This is a genomic window from Hymenobacter convexus (assembly GCF_030580955.1).
Classification (GTDB): domain Bacteria; phylum Bacteroidota; class Bacteroidia; order Cytophagales; family Hymenobacteraceae; genus Hymenobacter.
On sequence record NZ_JAUQON010000007.1, the window covers coordinates 227,503 to 252,686 of the forward strand.

Annotated in this window: 23 protein-coding genes; 18 read left to right on the top strand and 5 right to left on the bottom strand. The window is 59.7% G+C overall.

What is annotated here, in order from left to right; all coding sequences use genetic code 11:
- Positions 1-109: 109 nt before the first annotated feature.
- The 6 genes from Q4S41_RS16400 (at position 110) to Q4S41_RS16425 (ending at position 3,908) form a co-directional block, all read left to right on the top strand.
- On the top strand, positions 110-610 hold the full coding sequence (locus tag Q4S41_RS16400; RefSeq protein ID WP_305032211.1) for a hypothetical protein: 501 nt from the start codon (positions 110-112) through the stop codon (positions 608-610).
- A gap of 6 nt (positions 611-616) precedes the next feature.
- Positions 617-1,081, top strand: a complete 465-nt coding sequence (locus Q4S41_RS16405) for a hypothetical protein (protein ID WP_305032212.1) — start codon at positions 617-619, stop codon at positions 1,079-1,081.
- A 213-nt stretch (positions 1,082-1,294) separates the two neighbouring features.
- A complete protein-coding gene (locus tag Q4S41_RS16410) occupies positions 1,295-1,810 on the top strand; it encodes a hypothetical protein (protein ID WP_305032213.1) in 516 nt (171 codons plus the stop codon).
- Between the two features lie 4 nt (positions 1,811-1,814).
- Positions 1,815-2,084 carry a hypothetical protein gene (locus tag Q4S41_RS16415; RefSeq protein ID WP_305032214.1) on the top strand — a complete coding sequence of 90 codons (270 nt, stop codon included), beginning with the start codon at positions 1,815-1,817 and terminating at the stop codon, positions 2,082-2,084.
- Between the two features lie 62 nt (positions 2,085-2,146).
- Positions 2,147-2,368, top strand: a complete 222-nt coding sequence (locus tag Q4S41_RS16420) for a hypothetical protein (RefSeq protein WP_305032215.1) — start codon at positions 2,147-2,149, stop codon at positions 2,366-2,368.
- A 97-nt stretch (positions 2,369-2,465) separates the two neighbouring features.
- A complete protein-coding gene (locus Q4S41_RS16425; RefSeq protein ID WP_305032216.1) occupies positions 2,466-3,908 on the top strand; it encodes a restriction endonuclease in 1,443 nt (480 codons plus the stop codon).
- A gap of 70 nt (positions 3,909-3,978) precedes the next feature.
- Here the strand turns inward: Q4S41_RS16425 and Q4S41_RS16430 are convergent, their stop codons facing one another.
- Entirely contained in the window at positions 3,979-5,286 is a 1,308-nt protein-coding gene (locus Q4S41_RS16430; RefSeq protein ID WP_305032217.1) for a hypothetical protein, read from the bottom strand.
- Between the two features lie 81 nt (positions 5,287-5,367).
- Positions 5,368-6,069, bottom strand: a complete 702-nt coding sequence (locus tag Q4S41_RS16435) for an HNH endonuclease (protein ID WP_305032218.1) — start codon at positions 6,067-6,069, stop codon at positions 5,368-5,370.
- Between the two features lie 216 nt (positions 6,070-6,285).
- Between Q4S41_RS16435 and Q4S41_RS16440 the strand changes: the two genes are divergently transcribed.
- The 9 genes from Q4S41_RS16440 to Q4S41_RS16480 all read left to right on the top strand — a co-directional run bounded on the left by Q4S41_RS16440 (position 6,286) and on the right by Q4S41_RS16480 (position 19,546).
- Positions 6,286-7,359: a DNA cytosine methyltransferase gene (locus Q4S41_RS16440; protein WP_305032219.1), complete on the top strand. Its 1,074-nt coding sequence runs from the start codon at positions 6,286-6,288 to the stop codon at positions 7,357-7,359.
- 25 nt (positions 7,360-7,384) lie between these two features.
- A complete protein-coding gene (locus tag Q4S41_RS16445) occupies positions 7,385-9,682 on the top strand; it encodes a BbrUII/HgiDII family restriction enzyme (RefSeq protein WP_305032220.1) in 2,298 nt (765 codons plus the stop codon).
- Positions 9,567-9,998, top strand: coding sequence for a very short patch repair endonuclease (locus tag Q4S41_RS24605; RefSeq protein ID WP_369811318.1), 432 nt, complete (start codon positions 9,567-9,569; stop codon positions 9,996-9,998). Before Q4S41_RS16445 ends, Q4S41_RS24605 begins: the two co-directional genes overlap by 116 nt.
- The gene (locus Q4S41_RS16455) at positions 9,958-11,292 is read left to right on the top strand and encodes a tyrosine-type recombinase/integrase (RefSeq protein ID WP_305032222.1); all 1,335 of its coding nucleotides are present in this window, start codon (positions 9,958-9,960) and stop codon (positions 11,290-11,292) included. Before Q4S41_RS24605 ends, Q4S41_RS16455 begins: the two co-directional genes overlap by 41 nt.
- A 144-nt stretch (positions 11,293-11,436) precedes the next feature.
- Positions 11,437-12,624 (top strand): MFS transporter, encoded by a 1,188-nt coding sequence (locus Q4S41_RS16460; protein ID WP_305032223.1) that lies wholly within the window; start codon positions 11,437-11,439, stop codon positions 12,622-12,624.
- A 106-nt stretch (positions 12,625-12,730) separates the two neighbouring features.
- The gene (locus tag Q4S41_RS16465) at positions 12,731-14,806 is read left to right on the top strand and encodes a DUF3857 domain-containing protein (protein WP_305032224.1); all 2,076 of its coding nucleotides are present in this window, start codon (positions 12,731-12,733) and stop codon (positions 14,804-14,806) included.
- A gap of 140 nt (positions 14,807-14,946) precedes the next feature.
- Positions 14,947-16,965 carry a DUF3857 domain-containing protein gene (locus tag Q4S41_RS16470; RefSeq protein ID WP_305032225.1) on the top strand — a complete coding sequence of 673 codons (2,019 nt, stop codon included), beginning with the start codon at positions 14,947-14,949 and terminating at the stop codon, positions 16,963-16,965.
- Positions 16,966-17,081: 116 nt separating this feature from the next.
- Entirely contained in the window at positions 17,082-19,028 is a 1,947-nt protein-coding gene (locus Q4S41_RS16475; RefSeq protein WP_305032226.1) for a DUF3857 domain-containing protein, read from the top strand.
- Between the two features lie 44 nt (positions 19,029-19,072).
- A complete protein-coding gene (locus Q4S41_RS16480; RefSeq protein ID WP_305032227.1) occupies positions 19,073-19,546 on the top strand; it encodes a hypothetical protein in 474 nt (157 codons plus the stop codon).
- An 81-nt stretch (positions 19,547-19,627) separates the two neighbouring features.
- Here the strand turns inward: Q4S41_RS16480 and Q4S41_RS16485 are convergent, their stop codons facing one another.
- The 3 genes from Q4S41_RS16485 to Q4S41_RS16495 all read right to left on the bottom strand — a co-directional run bounded on the left by Q4S41_RS16485 (position 19,628) and on the right by Q4S41_RS16495 (position 23,049).
- Positions 19,628-19,807, bottom strand: a complete 180-nt coding sequence (locus Q4S41_RS16485) for a hypothetical protein (RefSeq protein WP_305032228.1) — start codon at positions 19,805-19,807, stop codon at positions 19,628-19,630.
- A gap of 147 nt (positions 19,808-19,954) precedes the next feature.
- Positions 19,955-22,087 (bottom strand): helix-hairpin-helix domain-containing protein, encoded by a 2,133-nt coding sequence (locus Q4S41_RS16490; protein ID WP_305032229.1) that lies wholly within the window; start codon positions 22,085-22,087, stop codon positions 19,955-19,957.
- A 35-nt stretch (positions 22,088-22,122) separates the two neighbouring features.
- The gene (locus tag Q4S41_RS16495) at positions 22,123-23,049 is read right to left on the bottom strand and encodes a hypothetical protein (protein WP_305032230.1); all 927 of its coding nucleotides are present in this window, start codon (positions 23,047-23,049) and stop codon (positions 22,123-22,125) included.
- Between the two features lie 106 nt (positions 23,050-23,155).
- On the opposite strand from Q4S41_RS16495, the gene Q4S41_RS16500 reads away from it, so the two are divergent.
- Genes Q4S41_RS16500 through Q4S41_RS16510 form a run of 3 tightly spaced genes read left to right on the top strand, consistent with a single transcriptional unit; the run spans position 23,156 to position 25,086 of the window.
- Positions 23,156-23,890: a M48 family metallopeptidase gene (locus tag Q4S41_RS16500; RefSeq protein WP_305032231.1), complete on the top strand. Its 735-nt coding sequence runs from the start codon at positions 23,156-23,158 to the stop codon at positions 23,888-23,890.
- A gap of 19 nt (positions 23,891-23,909) precedes the next feature.
- Positions 23,910-24,134: a membrane protein insertion efficiency factor YidD gene (gene yidD / locus Q4S41_RS16505; protein WP_305032232.1), complete on the top strand. Its 225-nt coding sequence runs from the start codon at positions 23,910-23,912 to the stop codon at positions 24,132-24,134.
- Between the two features lie 46 nt (positions 24,135-24,180).
- The gene (locus Q4S41_RS16510; RefSeq protein ID WP_305032233.1) at positions 24,181-25,086 is read left to right on the top strand and encodes a hypothetical protein; all 906 of its coding nucleotides are present in this window, start codon (positions 24,181-24,183) and stop codon (positions 25,084-25,086) included.
- The last annotated feature ends 98 nt before the right edge of the window (positions 25,087-25,184 follow it).

The window sequence follows — 25,184 nt, forward strand, 5'->3', positions numbered from 1 at the left end:
TCATCCGGCAGTTGCTTTCTTGCAGCCGCTCTGTACTGTACACTGCACAAACATACGCAGTCTTACTATTAGTAGTACACCACTTATAGTAAGAACATGATTACTTATAGTGGAAAAGCCTATTAATCAGCGAATAAAATTTCTACTCGACGCTCTATCCTTGAGCGCCAGAGACTTTAGCCGTGCCGTAGGGGTGCCAGACAATAACACCCAGAACTACCTAGAGCCACGTTTTGCACAGCCGAAAGCTGATTATCTAGAAAAAATAATGCTTCACTTCGGAAGCATTAATCCCGCTTGGTTACTTACTGGCCAAGGCGAACCTTTCTTATCTGACCCCGCAGGTAGTATCTCGCAGACTGGAAAAATCAATCAAGCGGGCAGCAAGAATAAGCAGATAGTAAAAGGCAACAAGGGCGGCATAGTTGGTGGTAGCATTGGCAAGGCCGAGCAGACCAACATCGTCTTATCCGAATGCGAAAGGGAACGCGACGCCTACAAGGCCGAGGTAGAGTTCCTCCGCCAGCAACTGTCGATGAAGGACCAACTCATCGCGGCCAAGGAGGAGATGCTTTCGCTGCTGCGCAGCCAGTTCAACCGGCCCAATTAATTTCCTATGCATCTACGCCTGCTTCTATCCGCTGCGCTCCTGTTCAGCACCATGGGCTGCTCCAAGAAAGAAGACCCAGCCCCTCCCCCTGCCCCCAGCGTGGGCCGCAACGAGGGCCACTACGTGTATAACGGAAGGCCGACCGACTGCACCGCCACCGCCTTGGTGCAAAGCAGCATCGGCGTGGACGTGTTGACCCTCGTGCTCACCACCAAGCCCCAACCCGCAACGGGCCCGGAGGCCCTACGGCTCATCTTCCGCAAGGACAGCAACCGGCCGGTTTCTGGCTACACGCCCGTCCAACTTCAACGGGTCGTCAACGGGATGGTGGAAGCGTCCTACGGCGTAAATTCATGGTCGGTGACCACTTCCCCCAGCGGGGGCTATTCCGGCACTTTCTCGAGTAACAACTCCTACCTACCCATACCGGTCAGCTTCACCGATGGCACCTTCACCGACGTGCGCCCCTAAAATCCAGCCCTGTAACGCTGGGGCAATAGTAGCTTACTAAGCACTTGCAGACAGTTGAAGCACTTTCCCAATATTAGAATTGCCATTTCTAATACTTTAAGCTAAAAAGCTCAAGTTTTTTCTGCTACTTAGTGCCCCCAAAGTTGTACTGTACGGTACTGGCTTTGGGGGCACGTCTTTTTTGGCTCTTCCTTCTACTTCCTACCCACTTGCATGCCCAGAAAATCTACCATCCCTCCGGCACTACAGCAGTTGCTCAAGCGCCTCGGCACTAATGTGCTTCGCCTAAGCCGCAAGACACAGATTCCACGCGCGCGGCTGGTGGAAATTTATGAAACCGGAGAACTAACGCAATCGGAGATGTATGCCTTGTTCAAGGCATTGGGGCCGCCTCTGGTGGACTACTTAACCGCAGCACTCGGCAGACAGTGCGCTGACCGGATGGTTAATGCCTTGCAGATGCAAATCGGCGTTGTCAATCAGAACGGGTATCGCAACAAGCAACGCAACAACCTCAATTATCACAACCACAAACACCTGCATTTGCATGTGACCGTCGCGAACGAGCCAGAGCCCAAGGCCTTGGGCGGCGCACCTCAGCGGTGGGAGCAGCAGCCGGTGCAACCCGGTGGCCAGGTGCGCCGGCTCGGGCAGCCGATGCAGCCTGGTAGCCAAGTCCAGCAGATAGGGGCAGCCGCGCCGGAGCGGGAGTTGGGGAAGGCGGCGTAGCCTCATGCTCACACTTCTACCATTGCTCTCCTGCCTGCTCAACGCGCCAACCCAGGCACCCCACCCCAAAGCAGCTCCGCAGCCAGTAGGTCACCGCCGCATTGCACCGAAGCCCAAAGCCACGCCCGTGGCCTACTACTGCGCCAGCGGCTACACCGTCAAGTACCACGCCTCCCCTACCTGCCGCGGCCTGGAGAACTGCTCGGCTACAATTGACAAGATTGCCCTGCGCACCGCGCAGGCCCGCATGGAGCCATGCTGGGTGTGCCACTAGGGGCAGCAACTGAAGCCTTCTGGGCGGGGTATAACCGCCTAAACTAATAACTAATCTGAAAAATGGATACGCGAACAACCGCTCCACACCCCAAAGGCTTTATCGAACTCACTTTCTTCGATGGCGGTAAATTCACAGTTGGCATCTACTCGATTGCCTTGTTAAAAGGAGAGTTCAAAAATAACCGTCCCGTTACAGCCATTACTCTAGTCGTAGGCAATGGCGTCTATCATGTTAGCGAAACACGAGAGGCAATTCTTGAGCTCATTCGCGCAGCGCAATAACAAATCTCTGTCAGCAACTCATTATGGCCTAAGCGCTGCTGGAGGCCAATGAAGAAACGCTCAGCTTGCTACGCGTAGGGCATAACCGACCGAACTGATGCTCGATTTTAAAGAGTTGCCTAAAGACGGCGATGCATTCGAACTATTGATTCGAGAGCTCCTATTGGTTAAAGGATTCCATGTGCATTGGAGCGGAAAGGGCCCCGATGGAGGCCGCGACATGATATGCTACGAAGACCGTCCCAGTGAATTCCAGGCCGACCGCAAAACGTGGCTTATCCAATGTAAGCACAACGCGCACGGCGGGGGTAGCGTCGGCGTCGGCGATTTGGACGACATCATTTCTTCCTGCGGTCAGCATGGGGCCGATGCCTATTTATTGGTTTGTAGCACCGTACCCTCCTCCGGCGTAGTCAACAGGTTAGAAGGCATTACAAACAACCCCACTGTGCGGATAACAGCCGCCTACTGGGATGCAACGATAATAGAACAGAAGCTGTCGACGCCTATACTTTGGCGAGTGGCCCAGCTATTCTTTCCCGTATCGAGTAGAAATTCTACTTGGGAAGTCTATGCCACCGAACGGCCGAACGAATGGATAACGAACTACCGAGGCTATCACTTTCATCTGTCGAATAGAATAGGCTCCACCGACCCCGGCCACTTCTCCAGCATTGATGCGCGCATAAACGACATCGAAAAAATCGATGCGCAACTAGGAGAAGGCCATTTCATCCGAATTCGCTCCGTCAATTTCGACGACAAGAATGGTGGTTACAACTGGGACCTGGACTACATGTTTCCTTCTAACGAACCCCCTCGTGTTTCTTCGGCGTGGGTAGCGAAGGCACTAGGCCACGGGTGGTGCCTAGAGGATGGTCAAAGCTATTCGTTCGATGTCATCGTCCGTCCCTACCACCCTTACAGCGACCATTACGACAAAGACCATTATGACTATTATACTCCTTACCTGCACGGTTCTCGTCAAGGTGTGCCGCGGAAACGGACACGCGAAGAGGCTGCAAAGCAGTATGCCGACCTAGCTTCTATAATAAAACAGGAGGAGCAGGACGCCGTCGCTGGATTCGACAGGTTCAAACTGGCACTCGAATCTGTTCCTTTCATCAGAATTTTTCGGGCAGTAAACAGCGGTGTCGAACACATTGACAAGTTCGTATACAATCGGGATTGGGAAGACATAGTCAACGGGTACAAAATCGATATAAACCACCTTTTCTCCTCATGGTTCTTGCTTGATGTCGGGGCGCACGAACAAGAATTTATTGACCTCGTCTCTCAGTTCAGAATCGATGTAGTTCGCAGCTTTCGACTCAATCGAGTCTACCTCTTTACACCGAACGATGAGGGAAAAGCGACGCTGGAGGCAGACGAAAACTCGATGTTCGAATTGACTATCTACGCCGACCAATCATTGGTGCACACAGCTGCCACTGTGAGGTCGTCACTCAACGAGTACTTCGAAGAATGTGCCAAGGCGGTGGAGCAGTTTAAAACAGCTAACAGCCATCTGTTCCCATAAACCGACTTATAACGATGCGGATTGGCTTCTTCGCAGATACGTTTCCAGTCTGAAACACCATTTCCGTTTATCAGATTTGGTAATCGATAACTTCGTCTTTAGTGCTCGATTCTTCAACTATACTCAACTCGATTTTGACGGCTTCGTGCACAGCATCTACATCATGTAGGAACTCGAATATGGGCCACTCTAGATAGTGGGTCGCATCCATCTCTTCCGCTGCAATAGCTCGCCGGAAGAGCACGACGATGTTTTCGTGATTGTCCGATAGGATTGCGTGTGCTAATTTGAAAATTGGCGCAGCCGTACCAATTTTTATTTTTTTCAACTCTTTGGCAAGCGCTGCCTGCTTGCCCTGTTTTTTAAGGCTTATGAGTCGATTGACGTTTATTCGGCTAAGCAAGTCCTCCTGGTCTTCACTACGCGGCTCGATATTTTTTGTGGCGTAATTGGCAAGCCGGTAGTTGGTTTCATAGTCTTTACGAATAAGTAGCTTTACCGATTCATCAAGTATATCACCTACACATTCGTCGATTTCTTCGCTATCCCATTTTCCCCAACAATTGTAAGACAACAGTAACCCTGCTAGGTAAAACTCGTTGCAAGCTCGCAAAAAGTAGTCTTGGCTGATGCTAACCGTGTCACCGACATTGAGTTTGAAGGGGTTCTTTGTACGAGTAAGATACTTCTTATTGACAACGGACGAGTTGTGTACAATCAGATGGCGACGTTCACGGCATTCGTTGATTAAATCCCAATTGATACTGTCGCTTTCACTGCTTATTTTAAGCACTGAGTCGAAGTGCTTGATGAGGTCGGTAAAGGAAAGCTCTACTAGCATCGATTCGACGACTTTAACTATGAAGGCTTTCGAAGCCTCCTTTATGCTGTCGTATTCGTTTATTTCCCGCAATGTGAAATCGAATTTTTTATCATCCAGGCTATTTTGGTATTTGTTGTAGTAGTAAGATAGCAAATCAGCCAAAAGGTATTCGAAGTAATTATTCAGCATCAAAAATGAACTTCTGGAAAGAATGCCGAAATTCTTTGCAAAAGGCACGTTCGAATCGAGTGCCACTAACAATTCCTCTAAATCATCAGGCTGATTCTCCAAGGCCTCATTCATCGCATTCATAAATCCTTCTTTGCCAAGTTCACCACTCATCAAGGATTCAATGCCTATTCCAATGCTATCGAATTTTGCTGCCATTTCGTCCTTGGCTGCCATTGCCTCATCAAAATCTGCCTTGTGTGCCAGTTCACCGAAATTATTAAAAAAATAAGTTATGGAATGCATATTTTCCTTAAAACCATCAAGCACTTTTTTAACAGAATGCACCGGCAGATAAGGCTCTTCTTCCAGGATTTCTTTTTCCATTTGAGGTTTATAGTTGGTTGTTACAAAATAGCATAGCCAAATCCGCTGGATGCACAAGTAGCACAGCTTATACCTATGCGTCTAGGACTCCGATACCAGGCGTGCGATGCGACCTATCAAACTGGTGGCGAGATGCTCCTTGTCGATTCCATAGTGAAATTGGCGGTGGCAATTGGGGCAAATAGCTACGGCGTTAGTGACGGTGTCACTCCCACCTTGGGCCAGCCATTTGACGTGATGAACCTCTAAGAACGGCGTGCCATCTTCCTGCACAAAAGGAGCAGGCTGCCCGCAATTTTCACAATTCCCAACTGCGGCCTCCAGCACCGCTGCCTTGACGGCCGGGTCACGCACGAAACGCTCCACCGACGTGGTCACCCGTTGCGGTTCCTTCCTTCCCAATGGCGCACTGGGGACACCGCGTAGCAGCAAGGCCCGCGTTCTGCGTTCGAGCTGCGCCGGGTCAGCCGTGGGCTCGACCAGTTCTTCCCCAAAGTAGTTCTTCGCTTCAATCACCTGCCGGATGGTAGCCTCTGCCGTCGGCCCAACGTGCTCGGCTGGCGGCTGGCCTGGTAGCCACGCCAGGCCCATCACGGCCAGTACGTGCGAGATATTCCGAAACCGGTATTGGTAGGCGCTGGTGGAACGGCCGTATTGGCTGGCCAGCGCTTCGAACACGGGCCGTAGAGGCACCACCTCACCCCTGTTGCGCCGTTCGAAAACGGCGGAGTAAGCATCTACGGCCGCTTCGATTTCGGCAGGACTCCAGTGAACGGTAGACATCGGGTAGATGGGTCAAGGATTGGTAGCCGGTAAATATAGACGGGACTTCTGTCCAGTGGAGTACTCCGAAACTACTTGCCCCTTCGATATAGCTATCAAGCCTCTGGTAAAGCCACTAATTTTTGCCTTGTAACCATAGAATGGCTTTTTGTACAGTACATTCGCTGGTTTACTAACATCGGTAGCAACCGATTGATTTACCAACGCTGTACATCCATGTCCAAACTACCTAATATAGAGGCAATTGATGTATTCTGCGGGGCAGGCGGCCTTTCGTATGGCTTACAGCAAGCCGGCATCAAGGTTCTTGCTGGCATTGACGTTGATAAAGCGTGCCAGTACCCGTTCGAAAAAAACATCAAGGCTACTTTTCTCAAAAGAGACGTAAGGAAAATAACATCCGCCGAATTGAATGCCCTGTACTCGCCAGGCGCTACTAAAATGCTGGCAGGGTGCGCCCCATGCCAGCCGTTCTCTTCGTTCCGCAACACAAAAGACAGCAACGAAGAAGACGAAAAATGGACTCTGCTCGACGAATTCAGCCGCTTGGTCGATGAAGTCCAGCCCGACCTGGTCACGATGGAGAACGTCCCTCCGTTACGCAGCAAGGATGTATTCAAACAGTTCGTCGCCAAACTGAAGAGTCAGAAATACGAGGTTGACGTCCAAGTCGTATACTGCCCAGCCTACGGAATTCCACAACAACGGCGTCGTCTGGTGCTCATCGCTTCCCGCCTGGGACCCATTGCTCCACTGAAGCCACTATATGAGCCAGCCGACTACCCTTCGGTGCGCAAAACGATAGAGAAACTTCCCGAAGTAGAGTCCGGCAAAGTCTACGTACCCGACCCGTTGCATCGTGCTGTGGGGCTGAACGATTTGAATTTAAAACGCATCCGTCAGTCCAAACCAGGCGGCACCTGGATGGATTGGCCGGTGGAAATCCGGTCCGAGTGTCACACTAAGAAATCGGGTGCCTCTTTCCAGAGTGTGTATGCCCGCATGGAGTGGGACAAGCCGAGCCCCACCATCACGACGCAGAGCCATAACTACGGCACGGGGCGCTTCGGGCACCCAGAGCAGGACAGAGCCATAACACTGCGAGAAGCGGCCATGATTCAGAGTTTCCCAGACCACTATCAGTTCGCCGAACCTGCTCAAATCACTTTTGCCGGTACCGGCCGCCTGATAGGCAATGCTGTCCCTCCAAAACTGGGTACAGCCATCGGTGAACACTTCAAGAAGCATCTCGTCAAGAAGCCCCCCACTAAAAATTCTCTGGTCAAGTAGGCCAACCCTTCCATTTCCCTCTCCAATGCCACCCAAGTCTACCCCACCCAAAGCTGCCGCTGGGGCCCCGGCCAAAGCTGCTCCTGTAAAGCCCACCAAGACGACATCACTAAAGGCGGTAAATTCGCCTTACCTGATGAGAATCGACTTGAATATTCTCAATCACTTGGGGATAAACCTCTACAGCAACAAGGCAGCGGTTCTATCGGAAGCAGTTGCCAATGCTTGGGATGCCGATGCTACCCGAGTCGATATCACTATCAACGACGGCAAAGGCAAGGAAATTCAAGAGATTGTCATTCGTGACAATGGCTGTGGGATGGACCTCGGAGCCATCAACGACCGATTTCTTACAGTCGGTTACGGTAGGCGAAAAGGTTCGGGCGACGAAACGGTCAAGAAGCGGAAAATCATGGGACGTAAAGGCATCGGCAAGCTCTCCTTCTTCTCACTTGCCGACGTCGTCCAGGTGCATACTGCCATCGGAGGCAAACGCCAAGCTTTCGAAATGTCCATGAAGGACATCAAAAAGACGATGAAGACCAAAAAGGAATATCGTCCTAGACCTGTGTCGCCTATTGGCGATTTGGAGCAAGGTACCTGCTTGGTGTTGCGAGAAATAGATGGTAAACGATGGGATATAACCGAGCAGGCTTTGCGAGAAAGAGTATCGCGGCGCTTTTCGGTCATCGGTCGGCACGGAGCCGATACGTTCGAAGTATATGTCAACGGAGAACTGCTAAAAGCAAAGGAACGAGCAGACGTAAAAAATCTGGAGTTCTTCTGGGAGATAGGTAAACAGACGATGGTCGAAACCGATGACTTGCCAGCCAAAGTCCAGCACTTAAAACTCGACGATGTAGTCAGCGAGGAGCACGGCTGGAAAGTGACTGGTTGGATTGGCGCGGTACCGGAGCCCAAAGACCTGAAAAATGCCGAAGGAGATAAACTGAATGGTTTGGTAGTACTCTCTAGAGGGCGATTGATTCAAGAGGATATCCTAAAGGATATCGGCTCTGCTAAATTCTACGCCAACTATCTGACAGGGCAACTCCAAGCCGACTTTCTCGATGACACCAAGGAAAGCGACATCGCTACCAGCGACCGCCAACGAGTGATTGAAGACGACCCACGTTATAAGGCGCTTCTCAACTACCTTAAAGCAAAGCTGACAGGAATCGACGAAGAGTGGAACAGACTACGTGGAGAGGCGAGAGCAGAGGATGCAATTAGGGAAAACCCGGTATTCGAATCTTGGATTGGCAAAATGAAGGGCGACCAACAGCGGGTCGCGCGTAAGATGCTGGGCCAAATACGAGGTTTGCCGGACGATAGCGGCAAGACCCGAAAAGCGATGTATAAAGCTGGTGTTTTGGCCTTTGAAAGGTTGAGATTACGTGACCAAAGCGCAGCATTGGATAGTCAGACAATGATGACGGCGGAGCATCTGTTACCACTGTTGTCCGATGCGAGCGACTTGGAGGCATCCATGTACAGGGATATCATCAAGTCGAGGCTGGACACGATAAGGCATTTTATCGGCATCACTGACGACAACGAGAAGGAACGGGTGTTGCAACAGCACATGTTCAAAAACCTATGGTTGTTGGACGCCGCTTGGGAAGCGGCCACTGACAGCTTGCGAATGGAAAAGAAGTTTTTGAGCGAGTTCTGGAAAAAGAAAAAGAGCTTGTTCAAAGAAGTCATGGGGGAAGATTTCGACAAGGCAGAAAATAAACGTTACGACCTGCGTTATAAAACGGTGTCGGGCGAACATATTCTGGTAGAACTCAAGCGCCCAGAGGCGACTACTTCCTTGGGGGAGCTTATCGACCAAGGAGAGTTCTATCGTGAAATTCTGGCTTCCTGTCTGAAACACGAAGTGGACTCGGACGAAGAAGGAGGTGAACCGATAATCCGCTTGGTTTTTGTCGTAGGGCCTAAATCGGTCAGGGGTATGAGTAAACAGCTCCGCCAGGTGTTAGTGGCTATGAACGCCCGAGTAATTACTTACGACATGTTGATTAGCAGGGCCCTGACATCGTATGGCGCATATTTGGACCGCACCGAGGAGCTCGACAGCATTGACAAATTGATTCATGAAATAGATGGCGAGTCCGGAACAGAGCTAGAAGCGACAATAGGGACTACCGACCTCACAGACGACGATGACGGACCAACTGACAAAGGAGCAGCGAAGCCGGCTCATGGGAAGAGTAAGGCAAAGGGGCACATCGCCGGAACTAAAGCTCCGGCAGTCCCTGCACCAAAGAGGCCTAAGATTCCGACTAAAAGCGCTAAAAAAGCTACCAGGAACCCCTGATATTCTTTTCATCAAGGCGAAAATCGCTGTGTTTGTCGACGGCTGTTTCTGGCATGGCTGCCCCATCCACGGCACCTCTCCCAAGACCAATCCCGAATTCTGGGCAGCCAAGATTGCGCGCAACAAAGAACGGGACGGCCAGGTTGACGAGCAGTTGCGGGAAATGGGTTGGTTGCCAATCAGGGTCTGGGAACATGAAACACGAGTCAAATTTTTGCAGGTGACGACCGACCGCGTCGCCGCTGTAGTGGCAGAACGCCTAGAGCAGACGAAGAATGGAAGTAACCCGCCAGCTCCTCGCCGAGCGGGCCAGTAAAAAAGGCCTGGCCCGCATCCAGCTCACCTTCTGTTGGGCGGGCCAGCGCCTGCGCCTGAGCAGCGGCCAGAAGGTGGCGCCCAGGGACTGGGATGCCCGCCAGCACCGGGCCAAGGCCAAGCCCGGCACCTTTCTGGGCGACGTCAACACCGTGCTGCAGCGCTACACCGACGCCGCCACGGCCGTGGAGCACGAGGCCAAGATGCGCGGCCAGGTGCTGGGCAAGGACGCCATGCGCGCCGCCATTGAGGAGCGGTTCGAGCAACTCACCCGCGAGGCCGCCGGCCTGCCTGACGTACCGGCCCCGCCGACGCCGGCCCCGCGCACCGTGGCCGAGGAAATGGCCCACTGGGTCGAGACGGTGGTGGCCGCCCGCATCTCGCGGCGCACCGGCCGGCCCATCGCCACCAAGGTGGTGCAGAACCACCGCCGGGCGGCCGCCGACCTGGCCAGCTTTGCCGCGGCCTGGCCCCAGCCCCTCACTTACCCCGGCATTGACGCCCGCTTCAACGAGGCCTTTCGCAACCACCTGCTCGGCGTGCTCGGCCGCGGGCCCGGCACCTACAATCACTACCTGGGCCTGCTGCGGGCCTTCCTGCTCTGGGCCGTACTGGAGGGCCATCCGGTCAACCCCCGGTTCAAGGAAGTGCTGCAGCCCGTCGAGCACCACACCTTCGTCGAGTCCTTCACCGAGGACGAGGTGCTCGCCATCGCCGCCATCGACTTCACCAGCCCGGCCGTGCGGGCCTACGTACAGGCGCAGTTCCCCGAGCAGGCCAGCGCTGGCATCCGTCGCATGATTACCACCGAGGAGCACCTGCGCCGCCTCTGGCTCACGCGCGACAAGTTTCTGCTCTGCACCTACACGGCCCTGCGCATCGGCGACGCCGACCGGCTCACGCCCCGGCAGCTGCACGGCGACGTGGCCCGGGTGAAGGCGGGCAAAACCGGCGTCACCTGCATCATCCCGCTCGTCGACGACCACGTGTTCCAGCCGGCCCGGCTCCTGGCCCTGCACGCCGGCTCCGACCCCAGGTGGTGCCTGCCCCGCGTCACCTTTCCGTACCTTTACCTGCCGCACGTGCAGCACCTGGCCGGCATCACGCGCCTGCCGGTGCTGTTTCACACCGGCCGCAAAACCTTCGCCACCCTCAAAGTCGCCCAGGGCGTGCCCCGCTCCCAGGTGATGATGACCACCGGCCACCAGACCGAAGCCAGCTTCAACCACTACCTCGGCGTCAACGAGGCCGAGCTGCTGGACTGGTACCGCCGGACGGCTCGCCAATCGACCTGAAAGGGTGGCAAAAAGGGTGGCAAGTGCGTGTAGATTCTGGCGCACCGTAGCCTACCCTGATTTAGCCAAACCCTCTTGACTGCTTCCAATCCCGCTTTTTCACCGACTCCGGCAGGCCGAACTTATTCTCTCGGGTTCTGGCTGATGTGCCTGTCGTCGTTTCTGTTTTTTGCCAGCTTCAACCTGTTGCTGCCGGAGCTGCCCGAGCACCTCTCCCGGATGGGAGGCGGCGAGTACAAGGGCTTCATTATTGCGCTGTTTACGCTCACGGCGGCCATATCGCGGCCGTTTTCGGGCAAGCTGGCCGATACCGTGGGGCGCATTCCGGTGATGGTGCTGGGGTCGTTGGTGTGCGTGGTGTGCGGGCTGGTGTATCCGTGGGCGCTCACGGTGGGCAGCTTTCTGGGGCTGCGGCTGCTGCACGGCTTCAGCACGGGCTTCAAGCCCACGGGCACGGCCGCTTTTGTGGCCGACATTGTGCCCGCCGAAAAGCGCGGCGAGGCCATGGGCCTGCTGGGCATGACGGGCAGTCTGGGCATGGCCATCGGGCCGTGGCTGGGCACGCAGGTGGCCGAGCATTTTTCCCTCAACACCATGTTTTACTGCTCGGCGGGCATGGCGCTGCTTTCGGTGCTGGTGCAGGGCTCCCTCACCGAAACCCTGCCGCTGGCGCAGCGGCGGCGGTTCAGCTTCGCGCTGCTGAAGCTGGACTGGCGGCAGGAGGTGCTCGAGCCCCGCGTGTTTGCGCCGGCGCTGGTCACCATTCTGTGCCTGTTTCCGTTCGGGGCGGTGCTCACCGTCATCCCCGACCAAAGCAAGGTGCTGGGGCTGCCCAGCAAGGGCCTGTTCTACATCTACTACACGGTGGCGGCGCTGGTGGTGCGGCTGCTGGCCGGCAAGGCCTCCGACACCTACGGCCGGGTGCCGGTGCTGCGGTGGTCGGCGGGCGTGCTGGCGGTGGGACTGGCGCTGCTGGCGTGGGCGCCCTCGGTGCCGGTGTTTCTGCTGGGGGCCGTCGTCTTTGGCGTGGGCACCGGCCTGAACTCGCCCACGCTCTACGCCTGGACCATCGACCTGAGCCTGCCCGAGCGGCGCGGCCGGGGCGTGGCCACCATGTACATCGCCCTCGAAGTGGGCATTGGCATTGGCGCGCTATTGGCGGGCTGGATATTTGCCAACCAGCCCGGCCGCCTCCCCTACGTGCACGGCCTGAGCCTGGCGTGCGTGCTCATGGCCGTGGTTTATTTGCTGAGCATCAAAAGCACCGGGCCCGTCATCACCCTAAAACCTTCGGAATCAGGAGCGGAGCCGGCGGCCGAAGAGGTGGTATAAAGCGCTTAGTAAGCGGCAAAAAAGAATGGTGAATAGTTGATGAAGTTCAAATAGATTCTTCTATTTTTAGGGTTTCAAAGACTGTCTACTCCATTCTTTTTTGCTGATGGCAACATCTTTACTGCTCCTGCTGCCCCGCGGGCGGCGGCGGCTCCCTTTGCTGGCGGCCGCCTGCCTTGGCGCCTTCACGGCCCAGGCCCAGCCCGAACCCATTAAATTCGGCCAGGTTGACAAGGCCGACCTCACGGCCGCACCGTTTGTGGGCGACAGCGCGGCCACAGCCGTGGTGCTCTGCGACTTCGGCCGCTCGCGCATGGAAGGCCACGGCTCTGGCCTACAGGTGGTGTTCGAGCGCGTGACGCGCATCAAGATTCTGCGGAAGGCGGGGTTTGACAATGCCACCGTCGAGATTCCGCTCTATCACCGCGACGAAAACCAGGAAAAGGTGTCGAACCTGCGTGGCTTCACTTACAACCTGGTGAATGGCGCGGTGGAAAAAACCCGCCTCGAAGCCGCCGGCGCCTTCCTGGAAAAGCGCACGCCGACCACCAACATTCAGAAATTCACCCTGCCCAACGTGCGCGAAGGCTCCGTGATTGAGTACGCCTACACGCTGCGGTCAGACTTTCTGTTCAACTTTCAGGACTGGACGTTTCAGCGCGACGTGCCGGTGCGCTGGAGCGAGTACCGGGTGAGCATTCCGGCGTTTTACAAGTACAAGATTATCTACCAGGGCAACCAGAAGTTTGACACGGACGTGGCCAAAACCGGCGTGGTGGGCCTCACCGTCGACAACAAAATCCCCTCGGGCGGGGGCGTGGCGGCCGGCACCACCAGCGGCACGCTGGGCATCACGGCGCCCACCGAGGAGCACCAGTGGGTGCTGAAAAACCTGCCCGCGTTTCGCGAAGAGCCCTTCATGACGACGTATCGCGACTACGTGCCCCGCCTCGATTTCGAGCTGGTGGGCGAGCAGTGGAACGACTCCGACTACCACGACCTGAGCGGCACCTGGGCCACCAACAATGCCACCCTGCTGGCCGATGAGGACTTCGGCGGCCGCCTCAGCCGCTCGGGCCCGCTGAAGGAGCAAGCCCAGGCTCTGGCCACCCAATACCCCACTGTAGTGGAGCGCACCGCCGCCGTACGCGAGCTGGTGATGGCCGCCCTGCGCTACAACGGCCAGAACCGCTGCTACGCCCAGGAGCCCCTGCGCAAGGCCTACGACGCCCGCCAAGGCAGCGTGGCCGACGTGAACCTGCTGCTCATCGCGGCTCTGCGCGAGGCCGGCATCGAGGCCCACCCGCTGCTGCTGAGCACCCGCGACCACGGCCGCGTGAGCAAGGAGTTTCTGCTGCTCGAACGCTTCAACTACGTGGTGGCAGTGGTGCCGCTGGCCGATGGCAGAGACCTGCTGGTGGACGCCACCGAGCCGCTGCTGCCCTGCGGCGTATTGCCCGAGCGCTGCCTCAACGGCGCCGGCCGCCTCATTGCCAAAAAGGAAGCCGATGGCCGCTGGATTGACCTGGCGCCCAGCCAGCGGCAGGTGCGCTTCCAGCAGGTGAGCCTGGCGCTGGACGCGCAGGGTGGCCTCAGCGGGAAGGTGCACGACGAGCGCGGCGGCTACGCGGCCGCCCATGCCCGCGCCGCGCTGGCCAGCCAGGGCGAGAAGAAATACCTGGCCGGCCTGCTGCAGCGCCACGAAGGCTGGGCGGTGCCCAAGCTGACCGTGGGCCAGGCCGAAACCGTAGACAAACCCCTCACCCTGGATTATGAATTCCGCCAGCCGGCCCCCGACAACGCCCCCACCGGCCCCCTCTACCTGAGCCCGCTGAGCGAGTTCGGCCCTGGCCAGAACCCGTTTCGGCACGAGGACCGGAACTTTGCCGTGGACTTCGGCATGCCCCAGGAAGAAACCCTGATGGTGACCCTGACGCTGCCCGCCGGCTACGAGTTGGCCAGCGTGCCTAAGCCTGCCGTGGTGGAGATGCCCGACGGCGGCGGCCGCTTCCTCTACAGTGTGACCTCCACCGCGCCGGGCGTGGTGCAGCTCACCAGCCGCCTCAACCTGCGCAAGCCCGTGTACACGGCGGCCGAGTACACCAGCCTGCGCGAGCTTTATACCCAGCTAATGGCCCATCAGGCCGAAAAGCTCGTCATTCAGAAGAAGGCGGGCGGGTAGCACCACGCGCCTTTCGGATACCGCGTGGGCTTCGCGTCGCTTGCTAACGAAGCCATTCGGAAAACACGGGCCCGTCATGTCCCGGCAAACTCGACATGACGGCCCGGTAGATTCCGCCACTTGTTACAATCCCATTTTGCATGAAACAAACTTTACCCATCCTGGCGGCGCTGGCCGCTGTGCTGCTGAGCGCCACTGCCGCTCAAGCCCAGCCCGAACCCATTAAGTTCGGGAAAATTGACCCGAAAGACCTCACGGCCGCGCCGTTTGTGGGCGACAGCGCGGCCACGGCCGTGGTGCTCTGCGACTACGGCACTACCAGCATCCAGCTCATTAGCAACGAGTTTCAGCTGGTGTCGGAACGGGTGACACGCATCAAAATCCTGAAGAAAGCAGGGTTTGAAAACGCCACGGTGCAAGTTCCGCTCTACCACTACGGCACGCAATCGGAAAAAATCAGCGGCCTGCGCGGCACCACCTACAACCTGGTGGGCGGCAAGCCTGTGCCTACCAAGCTCGACGGCAGTAACATCTTCGTGGAGGAGCTGACGCCCAACTTGCGCATGCGCAAGTTCACGCTGCCGGACGTGCGCGAGGGGTCGGTGATAGAATACACCTACACCGTCATGTCAGACTTTTTCTTCAACTTCCAAGACTGGACGTTTCAGCGCGACATTCCGGTGCGTTGGAGCGAATTTCGAGCTACCATTCCGGAATACTACAAATACAAGATGCTAATGCAGGGCTACCATGCCCTGGCGGTGAATACCCAAGAGAACGGCAGCCAGGCCACGCTGGCCTACGCGCCAGGAGGTTCTCCGAGCGGCAACATGGTGAACATGCAAACCACCACTTACCACTGGGCCATGAAGGACGTACCGGCCTTCCGCGACGAGCCTTTCATGACCACTGCCAACGACTACGTGGACCGCATCAGCTTCCAGTTGGCAGGCCTGCAATTTCCCGAGCGTCCTTACCAGAACGTGGCCGGCACTTGGGGCAAAATCGACCTGGACTTGCTCAACAGCGAAAGCTTTGGCCAGCAACTGGGCCACGTTGGCTTTCTGAAAGACCAACTGCAAGCCTTGGTGGCTCAGTACCCCGATGTGGCTACCCGCACCGCCGCCGTGCGCCGCCTCGTGATGGGCGCCGTGCGCTACGACGGGTCCAACGGTTTCTACACCACCGGCCCATTGCGCAAGGCGTACGATGCCCACCACGGCAACGCGGCCGATGTGAACCTGCTGCTCATCGCAGCCCTGCGCGAGGCCGGCGTTCCGGCCAACCCCCTGCTGCTGAGCACCCGCAATCACGGCCGCGTGAACGAGTCGCAGCCCTTGCTCGACCGCTTCAACTACGTGGCCGCCCACGTGGGCCTGCCCGATGGCCAAGACCTGCTGGTGGACGCTACCGAGCCCCTGCTGCCCTGCGGCGTGCTGCCCGAGCGCTGCCTCAACGGCGCCGGCCGCCTCATCATGAAGAATTCGGCCGAGGGCCGCTGGGTGGCGCTGGCCACCAACCAGCGCTACGTGCATTACCAGCAAGTGAGCCTGACGCTGGATGCCCAAGGCGGCCTCAGCGGCAAGGTACACGAGGAGCGCGGCGGCTACGCCGGCGCCGAGGCCCGCCGGGAGCTGGCCAGCCTGGGCGAGAAAAAATACGCCAGCGAAATGGCGCGCCCGCACAGCAGCTGGACCGTGCCCAAGTTTGTCGTGGCCGACCGCGAAAACGTAGACAAGCCCCTGGGCCTGGACTACGAGTTTACCCAGACCGCCGAGAACAGCGCAGCGGTGGGCACCTTCTACCTGAGCCCGCTGCGCGAGTTCATCAGCGAGCAAAACCCCTTCCGGCACGACGACCGCCTGTTTCCGGTCGATTTTGGCGCGCCCAAGGAGGAAACCCGCATGATTACCCTGACGCTGCCCGCCGGCTACGAGCTGGCCGAAATGCCCAAGCCCACGGTAATGGACCTGCCCGACGGCGGCGGCCGCTTCCTCTACAGCGTGGCCACGACCGCGCCGGGCGTGGTGCAGCTCACCAGCCGCCTCAACCTGCGCAAGCCCTCCTACACCGCCGCCGAATACGCCAGCCTGCGCGAGTTCTACCGCCTCATGCTGGAGAAGCAGGGCGAGAAATTGGTGATTAGAAAGAAGGCGTAGTTTCTTGAAACAAGGAAAACCAGAACGGTCCTGCTCATCTGGCGTCCGCGCAGCCGAAGCAGGACGCCTTACGGGTTCATTACCCCCTTTTCTCTCTCCGCAATTCATCACTCTCTATGAAACCCCTACTACCCCTGTTGGCCGCCCTGCCGCTCAGCAGCTTCCTGCTGCTGCCGGCCGCGCCGGCGCCCAAGTACGCGGTGGCCGATATTCCGGCGGCCTTGCGCGAGGGCGCCCACGCTGTGCTGCGGGCCGATGACGAAGTGGTGACCGTGAAATCGGCCGGGCGGGTGGTGCGCGCCGTGCACCGCGTGGTGACGGTGCTCGACCCAGCCGGCGACGACTTTGGCCGCCACGCCGTGAGCTACGACGCCCTCAACACGCTGGGCTACCTGCGCGGCGCCGTGTACGACGCCGATGGCCACCTGCTGCACCAGCTGCGCGCCGCCGAAATCCACGACCAGGGCGTGGGCGACGCGGGCGGCAGCTTCATGACCGATGTGCGCATTCGCTACGCCGACCTGCGCCAGCCCCAAATGCCTTACACAGTGGAGTTCGACTACGAAGTGGCGTCCGAAAATGCCTTGTTTTATCCCGACTGGCAGCCGCAGGAAGAAGAAGGCCTGGCCGTGGAAAACGCCACCTTCAAAGTGACGACCCCGGCCGCCCTGCCCCTGCGCTATCAGGAGCGGAAGTTGCCCAAAGGCGCCACCGTGGCGCGCAACACCACCGGCAGCCAGGAAACCTACCAGTGGCAGCTGGCCAACCTACCCGCCGTGGACGAAGAAGACGCCGCCCCGCCCCTGGCCTACACCACGCCCGCCGTGGTGCTGGCCCCGGGCACGTTTGAGGTGCAGGGCCACAAGGGCACGGCCGCCACCTGGCAGGGCCTGGGCCAGTGGAGCTACGAGCTGAATGCCGGCCGCGACGTGCTGCCGCCCGCCACCATCGCCAAGGTCCAGGCCCTGGTGAAGGACGCCCCCGACGCCCGCACCAAAGCCCGGCGCGTGTACGAAATGCTGCAGGGCAGCACCCGCTACATCTCGGTGCAGCTGGGCCTGGGCGGCTGGCAGACCTTTCCGGCCAGCGCGGTGGCCAGCAACGGCTACGGCGACTGCAAAGCCCTGAGCAACTACACCACCGCCCTGCTGGGCGCCGCCGGCGTGCCCGCCTACGTGGCCCTGGTGGGCGCCGGCTCCGACCGCCCCGACCTGCGCGCCGACTTCCCCAGCTCGCAGTTCAACCACGCCATTGTGTGCGTACCGCTGGCCCAGGCCGGCAAGCCCGATACCCTGTGGCTGGAATGCACCAGCCAGACCGCGCCGTTTGGCTACATGGGCAGCTTCACCGGCAACCGCCACGCGCTGCTGGTGACGCCCCAGGGCGGCCAGCTGGTGGCCACGCCCCGCTACGGCGCCGCCGAAAACCGCCAGGAGCGCCGCCTCGACCTGTTTCTCGACGACAAGGGCGGGGCCACGGCCACGGCTCGCACCCTGCGCACCGGCGAGGAACAGGACCTGTATGCCCAGCTGATGCACGAGCTGGGCCCGACGGACCAGAAGAAATACATCACCGACCACCTCAAGCTGCCCACCTTCACCCTCACCCGCTTCAACCTGGCGGCGGCGCCCACCAAGGCGGCGCCCGGCGTAGTCGAAACCCTGAACCTGGCGCTGCCAGGCTTCGCGGCGCCCAGCGGCAAGCGCGTGTTCATCGCGCCCAATTTATTGAGCCGCCTACCCGCGCTGCCCGCCCAGGTGGGCGAACGCCAGACGCCCGTGTGGCTGTCCAGCGCCTGCGTGCACGCCGACACCGTGCGCCTGCACCTGCCCGCCGGCTTCAAGCCCGAAAACCTGCCCGCGCCAATGCAGCTCAGCACCATTTATGGCAGCTACTCCAGCCAGTTCCAGACGTTGGCCGACGGCACCATTCAGTACGTGCGGCGCCTCGAAATGAAGCGCGGCCAGCTCCCGGCCACCGCCTACGCCGGCTACCTCGATTTCCGCCGCAAAATCAGCGCTGCCGACAAGGCGCAAGTGGTGCTGCTGCAAACCGAGAGCTGAGTATCTTCGCCGGCCCGGTCCATCCCCCGGTTTTCTTTCCCGTTATGGCTAAAAAGCTTCTTTTCCTCGGCGTGCTGCTCAGCCTGGCCACCGCCGCCACCGCCCAGACCCAGCCCACCGCGCCCGGCACTGAACAGTCGTACATCACGGTTAGACGCGAGCGCCGGGGCGTGAACGACATCAACCCCGAGCAGGATGCCGACCGGAAGGCGTCCCAGCTGACCGGGCAGCTCGCCCTCAGCCCCGAGCAAACGGCGCGGGTGCGGGCCGCCGCGCTGGTGGAGTCGCAGGAGCGGCTGGCGCTGCTCAAAAAGCACAACGCCCTCACCAACCACGACTCCCTGCAGGGAGAAAGCGCCGCCATCGGCCAGAAGTTTGAGAACGAGTTGAAGGCCACGCTCACCCCGGAGCAATACGAGCGCCGGCTGATGATTCAGGAACGGTTTCGCAAGCTTCGGGAGCAGGCCGAAGCGGCCGGGAAGACGGACGGGCAACCCGTACCCGTGGGGCGGCCCTAGTTTGGTTTTATGATAAATGGAAAGCCCCGGCGCTGCGCAGAGCCGGGGCTTTTTGGTTTTGACTGGTAGTCACTGAGCGGCTTAAATCGCCGTTTTACGCCGTATCACTCTGCCTAAAAGCAGCAATACAGCAGCTATTTCTACCAGCCCGCCCACAGCCAGAAATGCGTGCCCCGGCGTTTTATTGCCCGTGATAAACAGGAAGCAACCAACAGTCACACAGACCATACCGGCGACCAGTGCCATTACGAAAGGTTTCATATAGAATTTCCTGATGCGTTACAGATAGTCTTTACCATCTGAGTTATCAACCAAAGAAGGCGCAGATTAGACGGCGAGTACCAGAAAAAGTTGAGCAATAAGTTTATACTGGTTTGTCGGCAGCTTCTCTGAGCAGGCAATTTCCCATTAAAACTTCACCCGCAGCTGCGCCTTCACCTCGTTGCGGAGCGCGCCCTGAATGGTTTCGAGGCCGCTGCCGACGGTGTTCTGGTGGCGGTAGCGGGTTTCGGCGTAGCGCAGCCACAGGGTCATGGAGCGGTTGAGGCGGATTTCGGCGATGCCGTAGACGCGGGTGCCCTGGCCGTAGAGGGCGGGGATGGAGACGGCCAGCAGCACATCCTGCTCGTACACGTACTGGCGGGTGTCGTAGTCGTCGGCGTCGAAGAGCGAGTAGCGGGTCGTGAGCTTGAGGCTGCGGTTGAGCTGGTAGCTCACGTCCTGGGCCAGGGCGTAACCGCTGCGCCAGGCCAGGCCGGTGTCGTCGCGCAGGCGCGAGGCCTGCAGGCGGGTGCGCAGGCTGAGCGCGGTGCTGATGTCGGTGTTGTAATACACCAGCAGGCTTTGGCGGAGCTGTTCGCCGGGCAGGGGCAGCACGCGGTTGGCGGCGAGGTTGAGCAGGTCGGCGGTGGCCAGGTCGCGGGGTTTGAGGCGCTGGCGGGCCTGCACGTAGAGCAGGCTGGTTTTGGTGGGCGAGTAGGCCACGCGTACCAGGGCGTCGTGGCCGTCGGTGGGGGCACTGGCCCGGTAGCGCAGCCATGGGAAGCGGAACTGGTCGTAGTAGGCCGATATTTCCCACTGCGCAATGGGCCGCACCTTCAGGCCAATGTAGACGCCGGTTTCGTTGATGTTGCGGGTATTTTCGCTGAATGCATTGCCGTAGAGGGTGTGGAAGTTGGCGTCGTAGTGCCGCACCAGCAGGGCCGCGTCCACCTGCGGGCCGAGGCTGGCGAGCAGGCCGTTCACGGTACCCAGGCCGCCGCCGGTGCTGCGCGCCGTCTCGCCAAAGAGCAGGAAGTTGCGGTACACGTAACTGTAGTTTAGGCTGAGCGCCAGGTTTTCCTTGCCGCTAAATTCGAAGCGGTTGTAGGGCTCGGGGCGTTTGAGCAGGGCCGTGCCGTAGTGCGTGAACACGCCCGTGGCCCCGATGGCCAGGTTGCCGTCGCGGCTGGTGTAAGTGGCGTTGCCGCCCCCGATGGTTTCCTGCAGCTGGTGGCGGTTGGCCAGCTCCGAGGCCGTGCGGTGGAAGCCGGTGTAGAGCAGCCCCGACGTAAACTCGTCGTACTGCGCCAGCGAATCCTGGCTTTGCTGCAGGTTGGCATCCACGTTTTTGTGCGACACAAACGCCGTGGCCTGCACCGTGGGCGCCACCTGCACCGTGGCCGCGCCGCCCCGAAAAAACGTGTTTTCGAGCAAGGAAGAATACGCCCGCACGCCCAGCGACGAGCGCCGCAGCGTCGTTATCGTCTCGGCCCCTTTGCCCACGCCCAGGCCCGACGACAGCAAGAGCCCCTGCCCAAACTGCAGCTGGTAGTCGCCCAGCGCCAACGTTTTCAGCCGCCCCCGCTCCTGCAGCACGAAGTGCGCCGACACATAATCGGCCCCAAACTGCCCGTTCTTCGGGTTCCAGATGAGCTGTTCGCCGGCGTCCTTTTCCATCGAAAAGCCCAGGCTGAAGTCCTTGGTGTGGCTCACGCGGTAGCGAATGAGCATCTTGTCGGCTGAGCCGAGGTAGCGCGTGGTGGGTTGGCCCTGGTAGATGGTGGGCGGCGTGTAGCCTTGGCGCTGCTGCAGCACCCGCTCGTAGCGCAGAAACAGGGCGTTGTTGTCTTCTTTGGCGATGCGCTGCCACAGCGTGCCGCGGCTGCGGTTGGCGCTGCTGCTTTGCACGCCCACAAAAGGCAGAATGCGATTGATGGTGCGCAGGTCGTAGCCCTCAATGCTTTGCAGCTCGTACACGCTCAGCAGGTCGCCGTTTTCCTGGCGGTGCTTGAGCAGCGTGGTGATTTGGTTTTCGTTGAGCAGCAGCAGCGCCCGCAGCTCCTCGCGGGTGGCGGTGTTGAGGTTGATGGGCGTTTGGTAGTACTGCAGCAGGGTTTCATACAGGTCCTCGTACGGCACCTCGTCGCTCTGAATTTCGGCAAACAGCTCCTGCGTCAGCCGGTCCAAGTCGGGCGGGCGTCGCACGTAGTCCTGGGCTTTCAGCGAATGACTTAGCAGCAAAGCGCTACCCGCCAGCAGCCCGGCCAAACCGTTGCGCATTCTCCCCGAAGCAATTAAGCGTAGATTTTTTCTCATTACTTGCCGCCCCACGATTTGCTGATGCTCAAATGCTGGCTGAAGCCCAGCGCCTGCTGAAACGCCGCCGCGTAGTCAATCTGAAATGCCCCGGCCGCCACGCCAATGCCTGCGCTGGCCTGCTCCGTGAGCGAAGCCAGCCCCAGGCGCACGGCCAGCACCGGCACCGGCCGGTATTCTAGCCCGGCCTTGAAATTGGCGTCGCGCTCCACGTCTTTTTCGGTTTCGACCACCAGCAACACCTGCGCACCGGGCCGGTAGGCCAGGCCGGCCTTGAGAATGGTGGGCACCCGCTCGTCCTGGTAGCTGGACAGCTTAGTTTGGCCCAGGTTGTAAAGCGAGGCGCCGAAGGTGAGGCGGTTGGGCAGAATCTCAATCTGGCCGCCGAGCGTGCCCAGCACCACGCGCCGGCTGCCCAGCCCTTCGATGCTCACCTGCAGCATGTCGACGCGGGCGCCGAGGCTGATTTGGCCGAAGCGGTAGCCGTAGCCGGCGCCCACGCGGGTTTCGTTGTAGAGCGCGCCGCCGAAGCGCTGGGCCTCGAAAGCCACCACGCCGTGGCGGGCCCAGGTGCGGGCAACGGGCGTCACCACCTGGGGAGCGGCCATGCCATCGGTGGGCGTGCTCGCATTGGGCTGGCGGCCCAGCGGCAGGGCCAGCGTAAGGGCGCCCACGTTCAGGGCCGAGCTGAAATAGCGGTTTTCGCCGTAGAACCCCACGCTGGGCTGCTTAATCTCGCTGATGCCGGCCACGTTGTTGCCCATGCTCCACACCTCGCCGGCCAGCGCCACCGAGGCGTTGCTCAGACCAGCCGCACGGGCGCCGCGCACGCCCGGGCCGTTGCCCTGCGCCGCCGCCGGTAGCCAGCTCGAGTAAGCTAAAAAGAAACCAATAATTGAAAGATACCGAGGTAAACAGTGTTGCATGCGGGGAAGGTAGCACGCGGCGGCAATTGGTTCAGCCTGATTTCGAAATTATTTTGGCCAGCCCAGCGGTTATCCATTCCGGCGCCCCTGCCGAACTTGCCGCCTTATGCCCCGCTCCTTCTCTGCCGCGCCCCGCCGCGAAACCCTGCTTTACCGCAACCAATCCCTGCACTACACCCTGGTTTTCCGTTCGCGCCGCACCATCGGCTTCGCCGTGCGGCCCGATGGCAGCGTGCACATCAGCGCGCCCGCCGGCACTTCGCCCGAGTGGGTGGCCCAGCAGGTGCTGCGCAAAGCCGACTGGATTCTCAAGCACCAAGAAACCTTTGCCAGCCGCCCGGCGCCCGGGCCCAGCCGCCGCTACGAAGCCGGCAGCCCGCATTTCTACCAGGGCCAGCCCTACGCCCTGCGCTTCGTCGAAGCCCGGCGGCCCGGCGTGGCCCTGGAAGGCGAAGAGCTGGTGCTGAGCAGCCCCGCGCCGCTCACCGAAGCCCAGACCGAAGCCCTGCTGCACGCCTGGTACGCCCGGCAGGCCGGCCCACTCTTCGCTGAATCCCTGGCCCGGGTGTGGCCGCGCTTCGCCGAGTTCAACCTCCCCCGGCCCACCCTTGCGGTGCGCCAGATGCGCACGCGCTGGGGCAGCTGCACGCCGCGCACGGCCCGCATCCGCCTCTCGCCGGAACTGGTGCGCGCCCGCCCCGAGTGCCTCGACTACGTGCTGTTGCACGAATGCTGCCACCTGCTGGTGGGCGACCACTCCAAAGCGTTCTACGACCTGCAAGCCCGCCTGCTGCCCGACTGGGAGCGTTGGAAAGCGGAGCTGAACGCGCTGCCGAAGTAGCAATAAAAAACTTTGCCCTATGCTTTCCCGCCTGTTCCGCGCCCTATTCCTGGGCCTTGTCTGGTTCTACCAGCGCTTCATCTCGCCGCTCACGGCGCCGAGTTGCCGGTACGCGCCTACATGCTCGGTATATGCGGTGCAGGCCATCAACAAATACGGGCCGTGGCGGGGCGGGTGGCTGGCGCTGAAGCGCATTGCCAGCTGCCACCCCTGGGGGGGCCACGGCTACGACCCCGTACCCTAATCGGGGGCTTGCGTATAGGAAAAGCTCATCACCTGAACTCCCTTCGATGCGCTTGACTTCCCTCCTGCCGGCCGCGTTGGCCTTGTTGCTCACCACCGCTTCCTGCTCGCAGGCCCAATCCGACACCGCCGAAAAGGGCGGCAAAAACAAAAAAGGGGCCGCCAAGGGCGGCGACCGCCGCAAAGACAAAAACGCCGCCGCCGAAGTGGCCGGCCTGCGCAAAGTAGGCTCGCTGAAGGGCGTGGTGCCCGAAAGTTCGGGCCTGGCCCCGGCCCCCACGGCGGGCCACTACTACAGCTTCGGCGACGACGGCAACCGGCCCATTCTCTACGAAATCACCGGCACGGGCCAGGGTGTGGGCACCATTGATGTACCCGCCGACAACGTCGACTGGGAAAGCCTGAGCCGCGATGGCCAGGGCAACTACTACATCGGCAACTGCGGCAACAACGAAAGCACCCGCCGCGACCTGAGCATCTACAAGTTCCGGCCCGATGCGCCTGCCAAGGTGGGCACCATCGCCTTCACCTACCCCGACCAGACCGAGTTTCCGCCTAAGAAAAAGCAGCGCAACTTCGACTGCGAAGCCAGCCTCTGGCACGACGGCCAGGTGTGGCTGTTCACCAAAGACCGGGGCCAGTCCAGCACCAGCAACGTGTACACCGTGCCCGACCAGCCCGGCAATTACACCGCCAAGAAGGTCACGTCGCTGGCCATTCCCGGCGAGGTGACCGACGCCACCCTGCGCGCCGACGGCCGCCGCCTCGTGCTGCTGGGCCGCGGCGAGCTGTTTATTCTGGACGGCAACTCGTGGGCGGAAATTCTGAAAGCGACGCCCCGCCAGGTGCCCCTCACCGGCGCCGGCCAAACCGAAGGGGCCGTATTCAAAGACGACAACACGCTGCTCATCAGCACCGAGCAGGGCGGCCTGTTTGAGTATACGCTGCCATAGGGCCGGAAAGGAGATGAGGAAGCAACCGCCGCCCAACGCGAGCGGACTATTGGCGGATAATCAGATTTTGGAACGCGGCTCCGGCCAGTCGGGGCCGC